Below are 3,407 nucleotides of genomic sequence, written 5' to 3'. Positions count from 1 at the left end.
CCAGCTCCCCCACTCCCCCAGCTTCCTCATCTCCTATCTACCTGATAAACATCAATCGGTTGAGCAATACCCTTAAGTGTTTTAGCACCCAACGATTGACAATCAAAAAATTCTTGAACCTGTCGATAAGTTGCCTCACTAAGTATGACTGAGTTCAGCGCTGCTTGCCCTTGCAGCCTAGCCGCAATATTGGGAGTAACGCCAATGGCTAACCGCTCGTACTTGTTGCTGCCTCCGACTTCTGCCACAATCACTAACCCCGTGTGAATGCCAATCCTTACAGCTAGAGAAATTCCTCGTTCCGCTTTTAGGCGAAGATTTAATTGTGCGATCGCAGCCAAAATTTCCAATCCTGCCTTCACAGCTCGGTAAGCATCATCCTCATGAGACGTGGGATAACAAAAGTAGGAAAGTATACCATCACCGAGGTACTGGGCAATATACCCCTCAAACCCCAGGATCACCTTTTCGCAAGTTTCATGGTATGCCTGAAGTAACTCGCAATACGTATAAGGCGGAAGTTGCTCTGAAAGCATCGTCGAACCCACCAAATCGCAAAACATCACCGTCAACTGACGAGGTTCAGCATCCCGTCGCGCTTGGAAATATTGAGCGTACAACTGACAGCGGGCAGTAACTTCATGACCGTTGCGCTTCACTAGCCCCATGCTATCTAATTTCAATGCCAGATCCAGTGGCAATCGGACTGGGATGTGGGAAGTCACCACTGTTCTCATCGCTTCCATCAACTCCGGATACTTGGCTAAATCCCATAAGTGGTGTCGTAGATGGTCGCTGTATAATCCAGATTCTGTAGGAGCCTGTTGCACTAAGCGATCGAGGGTAATATCTTGACGCGCCGAGTGGTACATCGCCAGCCGCACGAGATAAGGATGCCCTCCCACCAATCTCATGAGTTGCTCAACTTCCCCTGCTTGCCAATTCAGTTTATGCTGTCTAGCTAACTCTTGTACCTGCTGTGAGGTAAATTCGGGTAACTCTATCGGCAGTCCTACATTAAAGGGAGATTTATTGATATCCAATGGAATAAAAACTTCAGTGGAATGAACCACAATCAAGCGAAAGTTCTGCCAAATCTCGCGCAGCTTCGCCTCTTCATGCAAGGCGCGTAACAGCCCAAAAAAGTCATCGGCAATTTCGCGATAGGGAAAAATGCGATCGACTTTATCCAAGCCTAATGTGAGGGGAACGCCGAGTTTTGGCAACAGATACCGCTCAAAATAACCTTTGCAGCATTGATTACTACCCAGGATCGGAGCTAATTGCCAATGCTTAGCCAACTGTTCAGAGTCCAGCAACCCTAACTCTAAACTGACGCTGGCACAAAACCACTGTAAGAATGTATCGGAGCTACTAAAAACTTTCTGATTGGCGAGATGCAGGCTCAATGTGACTGTGCGAGAGCCGCATTCTTCGGCATAATGGAGAATTCTCGCCATCAAGGAGGTTTTGCCCATTTGACTGGGAGCTTTGATGCGGATAAGTGCCCCAGGTTTGGTAATCGCCTCGTAACAGTGTGCTTCAATAGGGGGACGCTCCATGTAGAAGGGAGATGCTAAACCGACTTGCCCTTCTGGTAATTCGGGTAACGCTGGTGGAGCGACGGGTAGCGGTTGGTTTGTGGTAAGTTTTTGACGGGTGGTGATAGTTGTCCAGTTTAGTGCCAATTCATGGTCACTGGGTAAGGAAATACGACCTTCTTGGAGAACGCTTAGAACTGCTGATCCCAAGCTGGAAATGTTGTCACCGGAATGCCACTGCCAAGCCTGAACACCTTCTAAATGAGCTAACAAATCAAATGGCAGGGAGAGTTGCTCGGACAGAGGGAAGTCTACAAAAATGGGTAAGATGATGGGTTTTTGGCTGGTGTCCCACAATTCCTTAGCCTGCTGCACGTCCTGGAGGGTGAGTTCGCTGTAGGCAGATTGTGGGGACAACAACAGTATCAGGTAATCGCACTGGGTTAAGGCTTCGGAGAGGGGGGCGTCTTCGCCAGCGATGATGATGTTGTGGTTGGCAGCACTCAAGGCTTGCTGCAACTGTTGGGCAAGATGGGTATCTGTGCGGCGATCGCTAATTAATACTTTTGCCCTAACAATCTTAGCTTGTTCTGGGTGAGGTAACTTCTCCAAATCCGCAACGTCTCGCCATTCCTGCCCCAATACCCGACAAAGTTCAATAAAATTCAGATAATCTACTGGTTTGCTATTGAGGAAATTGCTGACGGTAGATGGGGCTATGTTTAAATGTTGGGCTAAAACTTTCTGACTGGGGAAGCCATTGCGTAAAAGAGACGATTTTATCTTTGGAGTGTAGTCTAAACGCACTCTAAGCGATCGGGGCATGGCTGATCACGGGGAAAGGTACTGGCTTGATTCTAATTATCCGTGTTGCTCAATGCCTCAGCGCAGTTGTAAATCGATATGACAGAAAGTTACCACTATCAAGTTGGTGGAAGTCTACCAGAAGATGCACCTACTTATGTGATGCGACAGGCTGATATTGACCTTTATCAAGGGTTGAAGGCTGGGGAGTTTTGTTACGTCCTCAATTCTCGGCAGATGGGGAAGTCTAGTTTGAAGGTGCAAACGATTAAACGACTGCAAGCTGAAGGAGTAGCCTGTGCTTTCATCGATCTTTCAGCGATTGGGCAACAGGGGATTTCGTTGGAACAGTGGTATGCGGGTGTTGCCTACGAACTGGTGAATCATTTTAATTTGTTTGAGCCAGTTGAATTTATGAGCTGGTGGTGCGATCGCACAATCATACCACCAGTCCAGCGCTTGGGTGAGTTGATCGAACGGGTTCTGTTGGTGCAAGTTGCTCAAAATATTGCCATCTTTATTGATGAAATCGATACTGTTCTCAGCTTTAAAGAATCGCTTGACGACTTTTTTGTCCTGATTCGAGCGTTTTACAACAAACGTACTGAAAATTTAGAATTCAATCGACTCACGTTTGCTCTGTTGGGAGTGGCAACACCATCGGATTTAATTTCTGATCTTAATCGCACACCATTTAATATTGGTCGAGCAATTCAGTTACATGGGTTTCAACCGCATGAAGTTCAGCCGTTAGCTGAGGGTTTGGTAGGAAAGGTAGATAATCCTCAGGCTGTACTGGAAGAGATTTTGGACTGGACGGGAGGGCAGCCATTTCTGACACAGAAGTTGTGTCGGTTGGTGGTTGAGGCAGGAGAGATGGGGGAATTTCCCAATCTAAAATCCCCCATCCAAAATCTCAAATCGATTGAGCCGTTGGTGAGAGCGCAGGTTATTGAATACTGGGAAGCACAGGATGAACCGGAGCATTTGAAGACGATACGCGATCGCATCCTGAGAAATGAGCAACGCGCTTCTCGCCTACTGGGACTATATCAACAAATC

At 47.3% G+C, this 3,407-nt stretch carries 2 protein-coding genes; one reads left to right on the top strand and one right to left on the bottom strand.

Annotation, left to right across the window (positions count from 1 at the left end):
- Window positions 1-26: 26 nt before the first annotated feature.
- Window positions 27-2,366, bottom strand: a complete 2,340-nt coding sequence (locus V6C93_RS29385) for an AAA-like domain-containing protein (protein WP_333480222.1) — start codon at window positions 2,364-2,366, stop codon at window positions 27-29.
- Window positions 2,367-2,444: 78 nt separating this feature from the next.
- Here V6C93_RS29385 and V6C93_RS29380 point away from each other — a divergent pair.
- The coding region (locus tag V6C93_RS29380; RefSeq protein WP_333480221.1) for an AAA-like domain-containing protein at window positions 2,445-3,407 on the top strand (963 nt) is incomplete at its 3' end.

The sequence above is a fragment of the Allocoleopsis sp. genome, from assembly GCF_036703385.1.
Classification (GTDB): domain Bacteria; phylum Cyanobacteriota; class Cyanobacteriia; order Cyanobacteriales; family Coleofasciculaceae; genus Allocoleopsis.
The sequence above is the reverse complement of the archived record's forward strand: the minus strand, read 5'-3'. Positions and strand labels throughout refer to the sequence as shown.

Bases quoted from the DNA above. Each gene is read 5' to 3' on its own strand.
- V6C93_RS29385 (WP_333480222.1), bottom strand. From the start codon at position 2,366: ATGCCCCGATCGCTTAGAGTGCGTTTAGACTACACTCCAAAGATAAAA.